17 protein-coding genes, 1 other RNA gene and 1 pseudogene are annotated in these 15,184 nt (G+C 37.6%); 4 read left to right on the top strand and 15 right to left on the bottom strand.

Features of this window, described 5'->3' with window-relative positions; translation table 11 throughout:
• Positions 1 to 4: 4 nt before the first annotated feature.
• From CJZ72_RS07130 to CJZ72_RS07105, 6 genes are all read right to left on the bottom strand, one after another.
• On the bottom strand, positions 5 to 2,218 hold the full coding sequence (locus tag CJZ72_RS07130) for a RelA/SpoT family protein (protein WP_095443720.1): 2,214 nt from the start codon (positions 2,216 to 2,218) through the stop codon (positions 5 to 7).
• Positions 2,219 to 2,384: 166 nt separating this feature from the next.
• On the bottom strand, positions 2,385 to 3,137 hold the full coding sequence (locus CJZ72_RS07125) for a 16S rRNA (uracil(1498)-N(3))-methyltransferase (protein WP_005877318.1): 753 nt from the start codon (positions 3,135 to 3,137) through the stop codon (positions 2,385 to 2,387).
• Entirely contained in the window at positions 3,138 to 4,085 is a 948-nt protein-coding gene (prmA, locus tag CJZ72_RS07120) for a 50S ribosomal protein L11 methyltransferase (RefSeq protein WP_005877319.1), read from the bottom strand.
• Positions 4,086 to 4,097: 12 nt separating this feature from the next.
• Positions 4,098 to 4,586 (bottom strand): DUF3013 family protein, encoded by a 489-nt coding sequence (locus CJZ72_RS07115; RefSeq protein WP_005877321.1) that lies wholly within the window; start codon positions 4,584 to 4,586, stop codon positions 4,098 to 4,100.
• A gap of 1 nt (position 4,587) precedes the next feature.
• Complete coding sequence (locus tag CJZ72_RS07110) at positions 4,588 to 5,223, bottom strand: DNA-3-methyladenine glycosylase (protein ID WP_081134891.1); 636 nt, start codon at positions 5,221 to 5,223, stop codon at positions 4,588 to 4,590.
• Between the two features lie 342 nt (positions 5,224 to 5,565).
• Positions 5,566 to 6,075 carry a DinB family protein gene (locus CJZ72_RS07105; RefSeq protein WP_081134889.1) on the bottom strand — a complete coding sequence of 170 codons (510 nt, stop codon included), beginning with the start codon at positions 6,073 to 6,075 and terminating at the stop codon, positions 5,566 to 5,568.
• A gap of 322 nt (positions 6,076 to 6,397) precedes the next feature.
• Between CJZ72_RS07105 and CJZ72_RS07100 the strand changes: the two genes are divergently transcribed.
• The 4 genes and pseudogenes from CJZ72_RS07100 (at position 6,398) to CJZ72_RS07085 (ending at position 8,886) form a co-directional block, all read left to right on the top strand.
• Positions 6,398 to 7,687 (top strand): replication-associated recombination protein A, encoded by a 1,290-nt coding sequence (locus CJZ72_RS07100; protein WP_081134888.1) that lies wholly within the window; start codon positions 6,398 to 6,400, stop codon positions 7,685 to 7,687.
• Positions 7,688 to 7,753: 66 nt separating this feature from the next.
• Positions 7,754 to 7,948, top strand: a non-coding RNA gene (ssrS, locus tag CJZ72_RS07095) — 6S RNA.
• 107 nt (positions 7,949 to 8,055) lie between these two features.
• Positions 8,056 to 8,344: pseudogene (locus CJZ72_RS07090) on the top strand (hypothetical protein).
• Positions 8,345 to 8,412: 68 nt separating this feature from the next.
• On the top strand, positions 8,413 to 8,886 hold the full coding sequence (locus CJZ72_RS07085; protein ID WP_005877330.1) for a universal stress protein: 474 nt from the start codon (positions 8,413 to 8,415) through the stop codon (positions 8,884 to 8,886).
• A 98-nt stretch (positions 8,887 to 8,984) separates the two neighbouring features.
• Here the strand turns inward: CJZ72_RS07085 and CJZ72_RS07080 are convergent, their stop codons facing one another.
• The 9 genes from CJZ72_RS07080 to comGA all read right to left on the bottom strand — a co-directional run bounded on the left by CJZ72_RS07080 (position 8,985) and on the right by comGA (position 15,066).
• On the bottom strand, positions 8,985 to 10,169 hold the full coding sequence (locus tag CJZ72_RS07080; RefSeq protein WP_005877332.1) for an acetate/propionate family kinase: 1,185 nt from the start codon (positions 10,167 to 10,169) through the stop codon (positions 8,985 to 8,987).
• A gap of 24 nt (positions 10,170 to 10,193) precedes the next feature.
• Entirely contained in the window at positions 10,194 to 11,201 is a 1,008-nt protein-coding gene (locus CJZ72_RS07075; RefSeq protein WP_081134886.1) for a class I SAM-dependent methyltransferase, read from the bottom strand.
• Positions 11,202 to 11,366: 165 nt separating this feature from the next.
• Positions 11,367 to 11,702 carry a competence type IV pilus minor pilin ComGG gene (comGG, locus tag CJZ72_RS07070; RefSeq protein ID WP_227260044.1) on the bottom strand — a complete coding sequence of 112 codons (336 nt, stop codon included), beginning with the start codon at positions 11,700 to 11,702 and terminating at the stop codon, positions 11,367 to 11,369.
• Positions 11,689 to 12,126 (bottom strand): competence type IV pilus minor pilin ComGF, encoded by a 438-nt coding sequence (gene comGF / locus CJZ72_RS07065; protein ID WP_081134883.1) that lies wholly within the window; start codon positions 12,124 to 12,126, stop codon positions 11,689 to 11,691. The genes comGG and comGF overlap by 14 nt, the downstream gene beginning before the upstream one ends.
• The gene (locus CJZ72_RS07060; protein ID WP_005877340.1) at positions 12,107 to 12,430 is read right to left on the bottom strand and encodes a hypothetical protein; all 324 of its coding nucleotides are present in this window, start codon (positions 12,428 to 12,430) and stop codon (positions 12,107 to 12,109) included. The genes comGF and CJZ72_RS07060 overlap by 20 nt, the downstream gene beginning before the upstream one ends.
• Positions 12,402 to 12,863, bottom strand: coding sequence for a competence type IV pilus minor pilin ComGD (gene comGD, locus CJZ72_RS07055; RefSeq protein ID WP_005877342.1), 462 nt, complete (start codon positions 12,861 to 12,863; stop codon positions 12,402 to 12,404). The genes CJZ72_RS07060 and comGD overlap by 29 nt, the downstream gene beginning before the upstream one ends.
• On the bottom strand, positions 12,838 to 13,134 hold the full coding sequence (gene comGC / locus CJZ72_RS07050) for a competence type IV pilus major pilin ComGC (protein ID WP_095443719.1): 297 nt from the start codon (positions 13,132 to 13,134) through the stop codon (positions 12,838 to 12,840). Before comGC ends, comGD begins: the two co-directional genes overlap by 26 nt.
• Positions 13,131 to 14,180: a competence type IV pilus assembly protein ComGB gene (comGB, locus tag CJZ72_RS07045; RefSeq protein ID WP_081134881.1), complete on the bottom strand. Its 1,050-nt coding sequence runs from the start codon at positions 14,178 to 14,180 to the stop codon at positions 13,131 to 13,133. The genes comGC and comGB overlap by 4 nt, the downstream gene beginning before the upstream one ends.
• Positions 14,137 to 15,066, bottom strand: a complete 930-nt coding sequence (gene comGA, locus CJZ72_RS07040) for a competence type IV pilus ATPase ComGA (RefSeq protein WP_005877347.1) — start codon at positions 15,064 to 15,066, stop codon at positions 14,137 to 14,139. The genes comGB and comGA overlap by 44 nt, the downstream gene beginning before the upstream one ends.
• Positions 15,067 to 15,184 lie beyond the last annotated feature (118 nt).

Below are 15,184 nucleotides of genomic sequence, written 5' to 3'. Positions count from 1 at the left end.
CCTCCTAGCCATTTGTTCGACGTACGCTGTAGACATCTGGCACGGCTTTGATTTTATCCACGATACTCTTCAAGTGGGAAAGATTTTGGATGCCTACAGTTAAATGAATGGTCGCCATCTTATCTTTATTTGTTCTAGCTTCTACGCTATTCAAATTTTTAGTCATGGTGTTCACTGTCTGCAAGACATCATTTAACATACCTGAACGATTATAGCCATAGATTTCCAGATCCGCATCATATTCTTTTTTAGTATTTGAAGTATCTTCCCATTCCACTTCAATCAAGCGTTCCGCTACATTTGGCTTGTCTGCTTGGACATTTGGACAATCTCTTCGATGAATAGAAATCCCTCTACCTTTTGTGATATACCCAACGATATCATCACCAGGAATTGGATTACAGCAACGACTGATACGTATCAGCAGATTCTCGACACCTTGGATGACCACGCCACCCTCATGACGAACTTTCATTTTTTCCGGCTCTTTTTTCGGCTGGTTCATGATTTCTTCTGCTTCTTGTTTTTGTTGTTCTATTTTTTGTTCTTTTCGTTCTTTTTCTGTCAAACGATTCGCCATAGTCAACGGACTAACTTCACCATATCCAATAGCTGCATACATATCGTCTTCCGTTTGATAATTCAAACGTTCCAGCGCATCTTGCAATTTAGCTTTAGACAAGATCTCTTTAGGAGTAAAGCCCAAGTCAGCGATACATTTTATTACTGCTTCATGACCTTTAGTAATATTTTCTTCTCGGTCTTGCGCTTTGAAGAAACGCTTGATTTTATTTCTAGCTTTACTCGTAGCAACTAGTTTCAACCAATCTCGACTTGGTCCAAATGAATTAGGCGAGGTCAAAATCTCTATAATATCTCCATTTTTGAGCTTGTAATCCAATTGCACCATTTTTCCATTGATTTTGGCACCTGTCGTTTTATTTCCGACATCCGTATGGATACTATACGCAAAGTCTAACGGACCTGATCCCTTAGGAAGTTCTGTTACATCCCCCTTAGGAGTAAATACGTATACTTTATCACTAAAGATATCTCCTTTGACGCCTTCCATAAATTCAGAGGCATCATAGCTTTCATCTTGAAGTTCAATGATTTCATGGAACCAGCTTAATTGTTTTGTCATACCGTCTGGTTCTACTTTTTCATTCTTTCCTTCTTTGTATGCCCAGTGAGCAGCTACCCCGAATTCTGCGATTTCATGCATTTCTTGGGTACGAATTTGGATTTCCACCGGATTTCCGGCTGGTCCAATAACAGTCGTATGCAATGATTGATACATATTCGCTTTAGGCATCGCGATGTAGTCTTTGAAGCGGCCAGGCATTGGTTTCCATTTTGTGTGGATTGCCCCTAAAACAGCATAACAATCCTTGATTGAATCTACGATGACACGAATAGCTAATAGATCATAGATTTCATTGAATTGTTTCTTTTGATCTTTCATTTTCCGATAGATAGAATAAATGTGTTTTGGTCGCCCATAGATTTCTGCGAAGATTCCTAGTTCTTCTGTAGCTAAACGGATGTCTTCTACTGTCCCATTCACATATTTTTCTCGTTCTTCACGCTTTGTTTGCATCAAGTGCACGATTCGATAATATTGTTTAGGATTCAAATACCGCAATGCTGTATCTTCTAATTCCCATTTGATACGACTGATCCCTAAACGATGAGCTAACGGTGCATAGATTTCCAACGTTTCCTGAGCAATACGTCGTTGCTTGTCTTCCCGAAGATGTTTCAACGTACGCATATTATGTAGTCGATCGGCTAATTTCACCATAATTACACGTAGATCTTGTGCCATAGCTAACAGCATCTTGCGGTGGTTTTCTGCTAATTGTTCTTCATGTGACTTGTATTTGATCTTACCTAGCTTCGTTACGCCATCAACAAGCATCGCAACGTCTGGGCCAAATTCCTCTTTCAAATCATCTAGTGTAACCTCTGTATCCTCTACCACGTCATGTAAGAAACCCGTAGCGACCGTGTGGGGGTCCATTTTTAAATCGGCTAAGATCCCTGCAACTTGGATTGGGTGGATGATATAAGGCTCTCCTGATTTTCTAAATTGTCCATCATGAGCAGCACTAGCGTAATCACATGCTTTTTGGACAAATGCAACATGTTCTGGTCCCATGTATTGACTAACCAGTTTGATTACACCAGGGCCTGTTAAAATTTCTTCTTTTGGCATAGGAAATCCCCCTTTCAAAGGTTATAAAACAGTTCTTATGGACTGTTTCTTTCATTCTCAAACAAAAATAGTGCCTGTTTACAATAAATAATTGCTTTTATTATACAGATTGTTGGGGTTATTTTCAATTTTTCCTGATCTTATCATATATTTTTTCACATTTTTTTCACTTGTTTAATTCCCAATGATAACTTGCTGCACTTAATAAATAAAGTGGTGCTGTTTCTGTGCGTAAAATCCGTGGTCCTAAACCACAAATAATAGCACCTGCATCAACAAATTGGTTGATTTCTTCTGCCATCAATCCGCCCTCTGGACCAAAAATCGCCAAAATTCGACTGCCAGCGGTCACAGAGTTGAATACTTTCGCCAGATTCGCCAGTTCGCCTTGTTTTGCAGATTCTTCATATGCGACCAAAATCACATCATAGTCAGAAAGCTGCGTGAACAATTCTTTCTCTGTATCTAATAACTCCACTCGTGGTGCAATTTGGCGGTGCGATTGTTCTGCTGCCTCTTGAGCTATCTTGGTTAAACGTTCTTGCCGTTTTTTTCTTTTTTTCGCATCCCATTTCACCACCGAGGTCTTTGCTGGAAAACCAATAAATGCATGCGCCCCTAACTCCGTACCTTTTTGAACGATCCACTCTAATTTATCACCTTTAGGATAACCACTAGCAATCGTGATCATACTTGGCAATTCTTTTTCCATTTCTTCTTTTTCGATTTCAGTCAAGTAAACTTTTTCCTCAGTGATTTCTGTGATTTCCGCAATGATCACTTGTTGGTCGCTAAAAGCCAAGTAGACTCGGTCTTTCGGTTTCATACGCATCACATGTACGATATGGTGAAAAGCTTCTGCCGAAAGTTCAAATTTTTCAGATGGTTGATAGGCTTCTTCTAAAAAATATCGTTGCATTTATTCCACCTCAGGCTTTTTTAAAATAATGGCATACCAATCTTTTTGCTGGAAGATCTGTTCGACGACAAATCCTTGTGTTTCCATTGCATCAATCACCATTTGCTTTTTATCTTCAATAATACCTGAAACGATAAGTGAGCCTGTTTGTTTCAACAAACGCCAAGCATCAGGGATCATCAGCAAAATAATATCTGCCAAGATATTAGCCACGATGACATCACTTTCGATCTCGATTCCTTTTAATAAATCATTCGCCGCTACGTGGACATCTTTTGCCACTTCATTCATATCCATATTTTCTTTTGCTGAGCGTACAGCTACTTCATCTAAATCATAAGCATAGACATCTTTTGCACCTAAATATTTTGAGGCAATACTTAACACCCCAGAACCTGTTCCCACATCCAAGACAGTTTCCCCACCTCGCAATACAGTCTCTAACGCTTGCAAAGTTAAAGAAGTGGTCGGATGTGTACCTGTACCAAATGCCATACCTGGATCTAGTGTGATGATTTTTTCTAATGGATCATTTGTTTGATAGTTTTCCCAACTAGGAACAATTGTCAACATTCTGGTAATGCGTACGGGATGGTAATATTTTTTCCAAGCAGTCGCCCAATTACTTTCTTCCACCTCGCTAGCTGTCACGCTATTTTTACCTATCGCTAACCCATATTCTGGTAATTTTGTTACACGTTCCTTAATAAAGGGCACAATTTCTGGTAAAAAAATCGTCTCAGGAAAATAAGCCATCACAATGGCTCCTTCCTTTAAATAAGTAAAATCTTCTTTATTTAAGATTTCTCCATATTGATCTGACTGAAAATTTTCAATGTCCAGTGCATCCTCAATTGCTACACCGCTAGCTCCTGCTTCCATTAGTATGTTCGCAACTGCTTCTACTGCTTCACTCGCTGTTTCTACTTTTACTTCATTCCATTTCATGAAATTCACTCCTTAGTAACTTGGATACGGTAAATATGCATCTGACTGATTTTGTTGTTTTTCTTCGACTAGTTCAGCTAATTTTTGGTTATCGAATGTCAATTCAAAAACAGCAGTTTCATCATCTGTATCTAGAAAATCTAATAAATCGCTTTGTCCTTCAGCTAAAACTTCATTTAAGTACTCGATCAAGGCATCAACCACAGATTTTTTCAAGCCTTTTTTCCCTTCATAAGGAATGACTGCCAAATAGTCTGCTTCATCAAAATTAGATTTTTGTGGATTGAATAATAAGATACCATCTTCAAATTCAATGACATCTTCTTCTGATACGACACCTTCTGCATCATCAATCTCAAAGTGTGCTTTATTCTCAGCAAATAGACGTACAATAATCTCAATCGTATGATTTTTCGTATCCCAATCAAGTGCTACATCATAATCAGTAATCGTTTTTTCAATCGCCTGATCTAAATAATCAAGTAAGTTTTCTTTTTTCATTTTACTTCCTCCAACCCCAGTCTTCATCGATCTGGTTCTTTTTTTGTAACGAAACGTACGGATTCCCGGAAACAACAAATCGTAATGGCATTGCTGTCCATTCTCCCTTGTTAGGTATTCCAATCCTAGGCAACGCACTAATTTTTTTCGGTTCTCTTTTTTTCTCATAAACCAAATGTAATGGACTATCTATAATTGATTTTCCATAAAGTTCTTGCGGTATTCCTAATGCGGCAACTAATTTTCCCGGTCCATTACTGATGTCCGGACCTATTTTTCCACCTCTATTGGCACTCATCTGTTCGATTCCTGTCACAGGCTCGATTGCTCGGATCATGACCCCTTGAGGAATTCCTTCAGGTTGCGTAATAATATTTAAAATGCGGTGCGTATGCATCGTGTAAAGATAAATCGTTCCTGGCTTTTCATACATTGCCGCTACTCGTGGTGTCCTTCGCATACCAAAACTGTGTGCAGCCTCATCATCTGGTCCAAGATAAGCTTCCGTATCTACGATATATCCGCCAACAATTCCTTTAGGTGTAGAATATTCTAAATACATACCTAGTAAATCTCTTGCCACTTCAGGTGTTGACTTACTCCCTAAAAGTTCATCTAAATTCCGATTATCCATCATTCTATTCACCTCCCTTATCATACACAAATTTAATCGGATAAGCTATGAAAACAGAGGCGTAGGAGCGTGGGACAAAACTAAAAATCAGTTTTGTCACAGACTCTAACTCCGAATAAACGGTGGGAGCAGAAGTAACTCCTTCGGAAATAAGCCGAAATTCACAAAAATTTGAAAAGCAATTTTCGTTCATTTCTTCTTATTTCTCGGAGTTAAACACTTCTGTCCCAACCTCTTTCTTCTACTGAGAATATCTGGGAAAACAAGATAAGGAGATGCATAAAAATATGCGCTCTCCTTATTCGTTGATCTATGCTGATCTACCTTTATTCAAAGAAACCTCCACTATTTACCTATCACTAATCTTCTAGTATACACGGCTTGTCCTGAATGCATCACTGCATCATCAATGATAGAAATGATTCGATCTCCTCTTGTTACTGGAGGTGTCCAATTCGTATCGATCACTTCGCTAAAGCTTGCTTCATCTACATTCTCTAAATAATCGTTCGCCAAGTGGATACTGTCATTTAAGTAATCAATAAGCAATTGTTTTTCTTTTACGACCACTTTTTTCGCTTCTTCAGGTGTATGGCGCCAGTCCTGAGTATCATCAGATAAATCCAATGAAAATTTTTTATTCCACCCAGTACTTATCCAGAGTGGTTTGCTTCCGTTCAAGTCTGAAATTTGATAATCAATTTCTCGAGCCGTATGCCAGATCAGCCATGTAACTGATTTGATCAATGGTTGAGGCATCGTGTTTGCTTCGGTTAAATCCATTTGATCCAATGTTTCTTCAAAACGTTCACGCGCTCTTTCCAATAGTTTGGTTTCAAATCGTGTATTCCCCATTGTTTCCCTCCTGATACATTTTTTATTTGTTTATTCTATTTTACACCAAAGAAAATAAAAGAGAACGGATTCTGTTTTTCTATGTAATCACTCACACCTTCCAACAATTATGAGCGTGGAACAAAAGTAAAAATCAGTTTTGCCACAGACTCTAACTTCGAATAAACGGTGGCCAAAAGTCAGGTTTTTCGGAAATTTCGAAAAACTAAACGACTTTTGTCTCGACCTCATCCTTTCTTTAGCATCTGAACTTACCTAATTCACAGTATCTTTTCCACTATGCTATAATTAACGTACGAAAATCAAAAGGAGGAGTTTTTTTATGCAACAACCCTTAGCCTATCGCATGCGGCCTCGAACGATTGACGAAGTTGTTGGGCAAACGCATTTAGTCGGTGAAGGCAAAATCATTCGCCGAATGGTTGATGCAAAAATGTTGTCTTCCATGATTTTATATGGCCCGCCTGGAACCGGAAAAACTAGTATTGCTAGTGCGATTGCTGGTTCAACGAAATTTGCTTTTCGAATGCTGAATGCGGCCACAGATTCAAAAAAAGATTTGCAGATCGTTGCAGAGGAAGCAAAAATGAGCGGTACAGTCATCCTTTTACTTGATGAAGTCCACCGTCTGGATAAAACAAAACAAGATTTTTTACTTCCTCATTTAGAAAATGGGCGGATCATAATGATCGGTGCCACAACCGAAAACCCATATATCACTATCAATCCCGCTATCCGTAGTCGAACCCAGATTTTTGAAGTCAAACCTCTAGATGAACAAGATATTGAAAAAGCAATCCATACAGCTTTGCATGATAAAGATCGTGGGCTTGGTCAGCTTAGCATAGAGTTGGACGATCAAGCATTGCTTCATTTATCACGCGCCACGAACGGAGATCTTCGAAGTGCGTTGAACGGATTAGAGCTTGCTGCACGTTCAACTAAACCGGATCAAGCAGGGATGATCCACCTAACTCTTCCTGTCATTGAAGAATGTGTGCAGAAAAAAGCATTGACCCATGACAAGAACGGTGATGCCCATTATGATGTGATTTCTGCATTCCAAAAATCTATACGCGGAAGTGATGTAGATGCCGCCCTTCACTATCTTGCCCGCTTAGTCGAAGCAGGAGATCTAGCAAGTATTTGTCGGCGTCTGATGGTCATTGGTTATGAAGATATCGGTTTGGGGAATCCTGCAGCAGCTGCTCGAACGGTCAATGCTGTTTTAGCTGCGGAACGTCTGGGACTTCCGGAAGCGCGCATTCCTCTAGCAGATGTTGTTGTCGATCTATGTTTGTCACCTAAATCCAATTCTGCTTATACTGCGTTGGATGAAGCAATCTCTGATATCCGCGCCGGAAATGCTGGCGAAGTCCCTGATCATTTACGTGATAGTCATTATCAAGGCGCTAAAGCACTGAATCGAGGAGTGGGCTATCAATATCCACATAACTTTGAAAATGCCTGGGCGAATCAACAATATCTACCTGATAAACTGAAACATGCGCAATATTATCATCCAAAAGATACTGGAAAGTATGAACAGGCACTAGGACAACAATATTATCGTATCAAAGACTGGAAAAAAGAACTTCCTAAACATGACTAAGTGTGTATTCTATTTTCCTGAGCGCTCTCATTGCTCTTTTTATTTTCCTGTGCTACTATAGGAGTGGGAAATCTGTGATGTTCGAATTGTCCTCTTTGTGTGTTGACCGAACATTTTTATTGATATCTTGGGACCTGTCTTGTGTCACAGCTGGTAACACGCCTTATCATTTGGTAGTTCGATGCTACGACCATGGGACCCACCTGCTTGAATTCGCGGGATCAATACTACAGGACGAACACCGGCATTAACGGAGATTACCATTTTTTTAAGATTTAGGGGGCTATGCCATTTTGGTACAGCTCCCTTTTTCATCTTTGAAAACTATCTAACCTATGAGCGATAGTTAGAATTTTGGAGGAATTCATATGATCCAACTGTTAATGGGCATTGCCGCATTACTATTATTATTTGTCAGCTATTATTTATTAAAAAAAACAGCCTATCTTTTTTGTATTAATCGAAAAAACAGAAAAAAATCAAGGTTTCTTGCAATTTTTTGGCGCCATTTATGCCTTTTTAGGAATCTTAGGTATAGCCGTGGCTTTTTTCAATCAACGGTTTATTGCTCTATCCTATTTGATCCTCGTCATTCTCGTAGCTTCCGTGTTCAGTATCAATTTTGCGAAAAAAATGGCTAAACCAAACAGTAAATAATTCTCTTTTTTTCAGAATTGTTTTACAATAGGTGTGTAAAGATGTTTTATCTGAAGGAGTGAACGCATATGTTACAACAATACAAAAAAATCATGGTCGCCGTAGATGGCTCTGAGGAAGCAGAATTAGCTTTTCAAAAGGCTGTTAACGTCGCTATAAGAAACAACGGGGAGCTATTATTAGCACACGTCATCGATACTCGTTCTTTCCAAACAGTCTCTTCATTTGATGGGATGTTGGCTGAGCAAGCAACTGAAATGGCTAAACAAACTCTTGCTGATTATGAAACCAATGCTAAAAAAGCTGGGTTGAGTAAGGTCACTACAGTCATCGAGTACGGGTCTCCTAAACAAATTATTGCAAAAGAAATTCCTGAGGATAACCAAGTAGACCTTATCATGTTAGGTGCGACAGGATTAAATGCTGTTGAACGACTATTTATAGGTTCTGTTTCAGAATTCGTTATTCGCAACGCTGCTTGTGATGTCCTTGTTGTACGTACTGATTTAGAGAACCAATTACCCAAGAAAAAGGATAAATAAGCATAAAACTGTTTGGTGAGAGAATTATTCTCCCACCAAACAGTTTTTTTTGCATTTTACCTTCACTCATTGATGAGCATTCGCTTTTAAGATCAAGCTTATTTGCGCAAGCGTTCAACATCACGAGCAATCATTAGTTCTTCATCTGTTGGAATCACTAATACTTTTACTTTTGAGTCTTTTGTTGAAATATCCAAATCTTCACCATGGAGTTTATTCAATTCAGGATCGATTTCACAGCCAAACCATGTCATTCCTTTAATGATTTCACTACGAACATGTCCATCATTTTCACCGATTCCGGCAGTGAAAATAATTGCATCTACACCATTCATGGTTGTAACATAACCACCAATGTATTTACGTATACGGTCGACGAAAATGTCATAGGCCAAGCGAATATGTTCTTTTTCATAGTTTTTCTCAAGATCACGCATATCACTTGATAAACCTGTTAAACCTAAAAGGCCTGATTTTTTATTCAAGATATCCATCACTCCATCGATATCGATCTCTAATTTCTCCATCAAATACGGTATGACAGCTGGATCAATATCTCCAGAACGTGTACCCATCGTTACTCCTGCGAGTGGTGTAAATCCCATAGAAGTATCTACTGATTTCCCACCATCAACGGCTGTGATCGATACACCATTTCCCAGGTGACAAGTAATCAACTTCAATTCTTCAATCGGTTTGTCGAGTAATTTAGCTGCTCGTTCAGAAACATATCGATGGCTCGTTCCATGGAAACCATATTTTCTAACTTTGTAATCTTCGTAATAAGAAATAGGTAAACTATATAAATAATTGTGTTTTGGCATTGTTGCATGAAATGATGTATCAAAAACAGCTACGCTAAGAATGTCTGGTAATATTTTTTTGAACGCTTTGATCCCCATTAGATTTGCTGGGTTATGCAAAGGTGCAAATTCTGCTAATACTTCGATTCGTTTCATGACATCTTCATCAACGATCACAGAATCTCCATAAGTTTCACCACCATGTACGACACGATGTCCTACACCAGTGATTTCATCATACGAGCTTAGAATATGCAGTTCAATCAAATGATCTAATAGCATTTTTACTGCTATTTCATGGTCTTCAATATCCATGATTTGTTCGAATTTTTGATCTTCGCCATACTTAATAGTAAAAATAGAATCTTGTAAACCAATTCTTTCCACAATTCCTTTAGCGACTACGGTCTCTTCTGGCATTTGATATAACTGCCATTTCAAACTTGAACTTCCAGCATTGATTGCAATTGTTTTAGACATATTACTCTCCTTCTAGTTGAATGATTACAGAGAAGACGATTTCCATGTTTCAAATTCTTTAAAAAATTCGGTCACCTTCTCTGGTTTCTTTAGTGAATCAAGTTTTACAAGCAACACTTCTTGTGCTTGTTTTGCATTGGGCCCTTTTCTTTGTAAAATCAAAATACTTTTTTGTGATTGCTTGTTGCGGAACAATTCGTCTGGTAATTGAATCATCCCTTGTAGATAACCTTCCTCTTTAAACCATTTCTTCACATTTTCACTTTGTTCTGTTTCTAAAAAGTTACTTGGCATCAAAAATAGACCAAATCCATCTGGTTTGACATATTTCATCGCTTGTTCTAATAACAGATGATGTGCATAGCTGTGGCCTACCTTGGCGCTTGTTAAAAATTCTTTTGCTTTTTGATCATTCGGATAATAACCGATCGGTAAATCACTGATTGCAACGTCAACTGGATCAACCAGTAAATCTTGTAATCCATCTTGGTGGAAATATTGTACATTTGCTTGGGTCAAATCGCTCGTTGAAGCAGCAACTGCTAGCAATGTATCATCGATCTCTACACCAAACCCTTCCGTTTGATATCCTGCGTTCGTTAGATTTAAAAGAACTGTTAATAACAAGTTACCCATTCCTGCCGCAATGTCTAAAACTCTGACTGGCTCTGTCTTTTTTGTGAACAGTTGTTCAATTAAGAAGACGAATAAAAAACCAATACTATCTGGAGTCAACTGGTGATTTGCTTGCAGATGTTCAGTCTGTGCCCCCTTTAGTAACAGTAGTTGAGACAGACGACGCCATTCTTCTGGCTCAAAAGATAATTGACTGAATTCTTCATAGATCGCTGAAATCTGTTTTGTGATCTCTTCAGTCGGCACCCCATCCACCACACGTACTTGATAGTTGTCGATTAAGTTCTCAGCATTTTCGACATAGGCTTCTAAAAAGGAAGTTCCCAATGCATTTTGTAAAAGCTGAATCGCTTTTAGGTTTTGTTCAAAACCCTGTTCCATTTTTTCTGGTAACATGGTGCACCTCATTTCTAGATATATTATAACAATTATTTTACCTGTTTAATTTTAACGAAGAATCGACAAAATTTCAATCGTTTTCACACTTTTTTATTTGTGAAATAATAAACACATATATCAGAAAAACAGCGCTATAACAGAAAAGAGGGCGTTTTCATACATTTAGTCACAAACTGTATCACAATCTGTACCATTATTTAACTTTTCCGTAAATTTGAAGGTATATGGTAGAACTTCAATGTGGAACTCTACTTCGTTATTTTGTTGAGTGTAAAAAACGATACCAGTAGAATATTGATATTTCCCTTTTACTTTTTCATTGGTGATTCTTGATAATGCTAATTGTTTCATTATTTTGGCTATATAATATTTCTCAGTTCTCTTATTGATATCGATAGTGAGCCGATAATTTTCTAAAATAACTAACATCAAGGAACTACACACTAAGAAAATCAAAAGTGTAGTTATCAAGATATTCGCTTGATTATGCCGTTCCATCTTTGCTTTTTGTCCAAACGCCTTCATACTCCTCCCCATTTTCAAAAGATATCAAAAAAGACACTGTCGTCTCATTTTCTTTTACGATCCATGTACTGACAGCTGTCAGCATGGGTTGATGGCCTCCATTTCGACCTCGTTTGCGTATCATATTTTTGTATTGCTCGATAGAATAAGCTTTATCGGAGATTTCATAATAGACACAATCATCTTTGACTAGGATATTTTCACCATGTTTTATTTCTTCTTCAAACTGCACTAAAAAAATCAACCATTCTTTTTGGTCTTTTCTTTGTAAATACTTATTTACTTGATTTGCTTGATTGATCAACAAAGTCATCGATAGGAAGATACTGCTTAAAACAACTAATGAAATCAGACATTCGATTAGTGTAAAGGTAGGTTTATTTTTGGAGGATCTCAATGGTATCCTCCTCCTGCGTGATTTTCACTTGTTGTATCCCATTTTGGTTTGACTCAATCACTGTTTTACTTTTCGGCTCAACGATTGTCCTACTAGGTAACTGTTGATGTTTCCGAAAAGTTTTGACATCTTCATATAATCTACGTACTAGCAAAACTCTTCGATTGTTCTGCTTGTCTAACTGTAATAAAAATCGATTGCTTGAACTTACCAAATAGATACAGGCAACTGTGACTGTTAACGCCATCAGCGTTTCTAATAATACAAAACCACTTTTATTCGACTTTTTTAAGATAATGACCACTTCCCATTTGGAATTGATAGCTGATCAACTGTTTTTCTTCCTTCCAGTAAAACTGATACGCGTTTAAGGAACTTTCGTTTCCAGTTTTTGCAGCAAATATAAGTGTTGGGGCCCTTCTCACTTCAATTTCTTTGGGTATCTTCAACACTGACCAACTGCTCATTTGCTGTGGAACTGTAAAAATGATCTGAGCTTGTTTGTTATCATAGGCGATCGTTGTGTTTTCCTGGTTAACGATTGCTGCTTTTTGTGTGGCATAAATTCTTCTTTCAAATTGATCAAAGAACTGATAGGCAGCTAATCGTGTTTGCCACGATGAAATAGAAACGAATGGAAAGATAAACAGACTTGATATAATGAATAGAACAAGTAGAGTTTCTAGTAATGTATGCCCAGGTGGGTCATGCTTACTTTTTATTATAAGCATCTGCATGTTCTTGTTTGATGTACCCTTCTTTCAATAACTCAGCTATCGTAGGGACCTTCCCGTTATTTTGTAACGAGTATAGCTCCTTTTGTGCATCGATCAATTGAAGCACAGCCGCCCTTCCTTCTTTATTTACATGATCCCGATACCGCGAAATATTAGGAATAAATAACAAAACTAAAGCACTGATCACTAGTAACACAATAAACATTTCTATCAGTGTGAAACTGGCAAGTTCCCGATTAAGAAAAAGTCTTTTTTTCTTGGTCACGCTCATAATAAAACCTCCTCGATGTTTCCATATACAGGCAGTAGAATTGCAGCATAAATCAGTAGGATCAAACTAGCGATCCCGAAAAAAAACAGTGGTTGTATCCAATGGAGTATTCGATTGATCTTTTGAAAAAAATGCCGTCTGGTCAATGAGCTATAAAATAATAACTCCTTTCCAAGTTGTCCCTTTGCTTCACCTTGTAAAATAATTTGACTAAAATCTTCGGTAAAGAATGTATAACTTTGAAATTGTTCAGCCAAAGGAATCCCTGATTCAAGTCCTTTAGTTAGTCGAAAAGCCAGTAATTGGATCAAACTTCCTTGTCTTGTTTCCTTCAAGCAATAAATGATTTGACGTAATTCTAATCCTTCATAGAATAATTTTCCTAATTCAAGAGCAATATAAGAAGATTGATAGAGTGAGAACATTCGCCCGAAAAATACTAGTTGACTAAACCAAGTATATTTTTGTATAACATCCATTTTAGTCAATCGAACCTGAATAAAAATCAGTAGGAGCCCCCCGACCAAAAATGTTCCAAGCAAATACCAATGGAAAGTTTTTAGAAATACTATCCCCCAATGTGAAGCTGCGACCATATCCGTAGCAAGGAGTTGTGGCAAAACCATTTGCCGTAAAGCAGCAAGTATTCCTAGTAAAAAAATCAATAATAGACAGGGATAACTGATCATTTTTTTCAATTCTTTACGAAATTCTTCAACCAATCGAAATTGTTCAGCTATTCCTTTCAATGTTTCAATTAAATTCCCATGCGTCTCTGCTAACTCGACTTGCACTAATTTTTCAGAGCTGAATCCCATTTGTTGCAATACATCATAAAATGGATGTCCTTCCTGTAGCAACCGCTGTGCATTTTGTAAATGGATCTTGGTTATTGCTTGGATTTTTAAGAGGATCGTTATTGCCTCTTGGATACTGAACCCATTCAAGAGTAATTCTCCCATCAATTGAATATATTTTGCTTGTTCTTTGATAGGCATTTTTTTAAAACGTTGTGGTCTGCCAACACGCTTTTTTTGCCTCTTCACGACTTTCTTCCCACCCCTTCTTTACAAATCCACTATATGAGAAATCATAGGCCCACAAAACTGCTGCCGATTGAAATTGATCCAACAAAATTTCTTGATAGATCACTCCTGCTAAACATTCAAATAAATCTTGGTTCTTTCCCATCAATTCAGTCATCCTGGCTTCTACTCCCTCTAGACAACGGGCGTGTACAGTAGCATAGACACGATGTCCAGTCAATGCTGCTCTTACCGCAGTATCCGCTGTTTGTTTATCTCTTATCTCCCCTATGATCAATAAGTCCGGACGGTGCCGCAATGAAAGTTTTAGGAGTTGTTCATACGTTTGGTCGATTTTATTGTTAACTTGTAATTGCAGAAATAATGGTTCTTCGATTTCTACTGGGTCCTCAATTGTAATGACTTGGAGGGTCGTTTCACGTGCCAAATAATACATCAAGGATGTTTTTCCTGAACCAACAGGACCACTGAATAAATAGAGCCCTCTTTCTTTCGTATAAGTATCGATCATTTTGAAATCACGTGGGCAAAAACAACGAAAATGCTTTGCTGACAAATCATACAATAAACGAATAACTAAGCTTTCTCTTTGTAAATAATCACCCACCGAAGACAAACGTAATCTAATTTGTCTTTCTTCCAACGGATAGGTCAACGAACCTAGTTGTGATTTTCGCTTTTCACCAATATCCATTTCTCCTAAATACTTAAATCGAGAAATCAATTGTTGTCCTAATTCAAAAGATACTTCTTGTTGAAATGTTCGCTTTTTACTATATCGATAATAAATCGTAAACCCTGATCCACTTGGTAAAATGTAGATATCTTGTACATTCTTTTCAAAACTTTCTTTGATTAGTTCATTCGAAAAAACTTTTATGTCCATTCGCTTCCCTCCATAAAAAACATACGTCTTTTTCCAACTTTTATTTGTATTCTGAATTATTCTTTTAAAAATCATTGGCAAAATCCGAATTTATGTTATACTAGTAAAAATTTATTTT

This window comes from Enterococcus durans, from assembly GCF_002277935.1.
Taxonomy (GTDB): Bacteria; Bacillota; Bacilli; order Lactobacillales; family Enterococcaceae; genus Enterococcus_B; species Enterococcus_B durans.
Note: the sequence above shows the minus strand (reverse complement) of the source record. Positions and strands in the feature narration are given on the sequence as shown.

Excerpts from the sequence above, each read along its gene's own strand:
- comGD (WP_005877342.1), bottom strand. The coding sequence starts at position 12,863 with ATGCAGATGCTTATAATAAAAAGTAAGCATGACCCACCTGGGCATACA.
- comGA (WP_005877347.1), bottom strand. The coding sequence starts at position 15,066 with ATGGACATAAAAGTTTTTTCGAATGAACTAATCAAAGAAAGTTTTGAA.
- CJZ72_RS07130 (WP_095443720.1), bottom strand. The coding sequence starts at position 2,218 with ATGCCAAAAGAAGAAATTTTAACAGGCCCTGGTGTAATCAAACTGGTT.
- comGC (WP_095443719.1), bottom strand. The coding sequence starts at position 13,134 with ATGAGCGTGACCAAGAAAAAAAGACTTTTTCTTAATCGGGAACTTGCC.
- CJZ72_RS07080 (WP_005877332.1), bottom strand. The coding sequence starts at position 10,169 with ATGTCTAAAACAATTGCAATCAATGCTGGAAGTTCAAGTTTGAAATGG.
- prmA (WP_005877319.1), bottom strand. The coding sequence starts at position 4,085 with ATGAAATGGAATGAAGTAAAAGTAGAAACAGCGAGTGAAGCAGTAGAA.
- CJZ72_RS07110 (WP_081134891.1), bottom strand. The coding sequence starts at position 5,223 with ATGATGGATAATCGGAATTTAGATGAACTTTTAGGGAGTAAGTCAACA.
- CJZ72_RS07100 (WP_081134888.1), top strand. The coding sequence starts at position 6,398 with ATGCAACAACCCTTAGCCTATCGCATGCGGCCTCGAACGATTGACGAA.
- comGG (WP_227260044.1), bottom strand. The coding sequence starts at position 11,702 with ATGGAACGGCATAATCAAGCGAATATCTTGATAACTACACTTTTGATT.
- CJZ72_RS07105 (WP_081134889.1), bottom strand. The coding sequence starts at position 6,075 with ATGGGGAATACACGATTTGAAACCAAACTATTGGAAAGAGCGCGTGAA.
- CJZ72_RS07075 (WP_081134886.1), bottom strand. The coding sequence starts at position 11,201 with ATGTTACCAGAAAAAATGGAACAGGGTTTTGAACAAAACCTAAAAGCG.
- CJZ72_RS07085 (WP_005877330.1), top strand. The coding sequence starts at position 8,413 with ATGTTACAACAATACAAAAAAATCATGGTCGCCGTAGATGGCTCTGAG.
- CJZ72_RS07115 (WP_005877321.1), bottom strand. The coding sequence starts at position 4,586 with ATGAAAAAAGAAAACTTACTTGATTATTTAGATCAGGCGATTGAAAAA.
- CJZ72_RS07125 (WP_005877318.1), bottom strand. The coding sequence starts at position 3,137 with ATGCAACGATATTTTTTAGAAGAAGCCTATCAACCATCTGAAAAATTT.